The organism is Roseateles sp. P5_B10, assembly GCF_056400485.1.
The window spans coordinates 1-1,680 of sequence record NZ_JBFULE010001006.1; the positions used below are offsets into that span (position 1 = coordinate 1).

At 62.6% G+C, this 1,680-nt stretch carries 2 protein-coding genes; both read right to left on the reverse strand.

What is annotated here, in order from left to right:
- On the reverse strand, positions 1 to 820 hold an 820-nt coding region (locus tag AC1DU6_RS30215), incomplete at its 3' end, for a dTDP-4-dehydrorhamnose reductase family protein (protein WP_477861740.1).
- The coding region (locus AC1DU6_RS30220; RefSeq protein ID WP_477861742.1) for a glycosyltransferase at positions 817 to 1,680 on the reverse strand (864 nt) is incomplete at its 5' end. The genes AC1DU6_RS30220 and AC1DU6_RS30215, both read right to left, overlap by 4 nt.

Below are 1,680 nucleotides of genomic sequence, written 5' to 3' on the forward strand. Positions count from 1 at the left end.
ACACATACCCCGTAGCCGCCAAAAAGCGGTCGCCGCACAAGGACCGATCGATGACGACGTCGGTGTTCTGAATCGGTCGGTTGGGCCGGCCGTACGCGGTCGCAACCAAGTCCAGCAACTCATACTTGCTGATGGGCTGGGCCGCCACATGGAAGGTTCCGGCGAGCTCCGGCCTGGGCAGCACGCACTGTTCGATGACACGCGCGAGTTCCACGGTCGGTAGCGCCGAAAATACTGAACGACCGAAGCCCTTGACCTCTCCCGTTTGGGCGAGATACCAGCCTACGAGACCGTGCCCTGCATCCAACTCATGGCCAATGATCGAAGTGCGTAGCGTGACAACACCTGGACTGTGCGGCTCGCCCATCAGCTTGCTGCGGCCATAGAGATCCTCTGCATCGGCCGGATCCTCCTCTCGGTAGGCCCCGCGCTTGCCCGAGAAGACGCAGTCGGTACTGATGTGAACCATGCGGGCGCCATGAGCCTGACACAACCGCGCCAAACGGTGGGGCAACACTGCATTGATGGGAATCGCCGTCGCTGGGTCGTCCGCGCCGGCCAGTTGCTTGACGACACCGACGCAGTTGATGACGACATCCGGTTTCACCTGCGCGAACAATCCGCGCAGTTGGTCCATTCGACCCGCATCCAATCCTTCAACCAGTTGAGCCTCAGGCAGTCGTGCACGCAATTCAACCGCGGCCTGGGAGGTGCGCACGGTGCCAAGCGTTTCGTAATGACTGAGCGGTGCAAACCAGCGCAGCACGGCATGCCCCAGCATGCCATTCGCACCCAATACAAGGATCTTTTGCCTGCTCATTGCTCTCGCTCTTTGGTGCGCCACCCGAAATAGGTACGACGCAGAAAACCCACCAGAATCTGTCGCCACACGGCCGGCTCTAGGAACAGCGCAGGCCGCATCACGAATGCACGCAGATAACGCCGAGATGCCATGCCCGCACGCCCGGACTGCGCGTGATTCTTACCCGCCAGGCAATACGCGCGGGCTACCGACCGCCTGACCAGCGAAGACGACGCGGTGGGGCGCACAAACCAGTGCGCCTTCACCATGCAGAGAATCTCCTCCGCGCGCGCGACTGGCATCACCTTGAACGAGGCCGAGCCCTCGTGAATGCGGTACTCCGCCAGACGCTGGGGCACATGCAGGAAGTCGCCGTACTCAACGGCGCGCAACCAGAACTCGAAATCCGGCACCTGCCGGCGACCGATGTCCCACCCACCGGTCGCATCAAATACCTGGCGCCGGAACAACGCCCCCACGCCTGGCGGGCAGATCAGTTCTTCCAACATTTCCCGCTTGTCGAACTCCGGAGCCACCGCGGCCCGCAATCTGCACCCGGCGGCATCGATGAGCCAATTGTCGCAATAGGCGACAGAGGCACCGGCACCAGCCTGAAGTGCAGCGACCATCGTGCTGATTGCGCCCGGCAGCAGAAGGTCGTCTGAACTCAGATACCCGAGAATCTCCCCACGGCACATCGCCCAGGCCCGATTCAATGTCGCTGCCTGGCCCGCGTTGGGCTGAGTGAGTACGGTCACGCGGCCTGGGTGTTCAGCCGCGACCGCTTGTGCAACGGCAAGGCTGTCGTCCGAAGACCCGTCATCGACGACCAGGTACTCCAGCGCAGGGTAGTCCTGCGCCAGCACGCTCTCCATGGT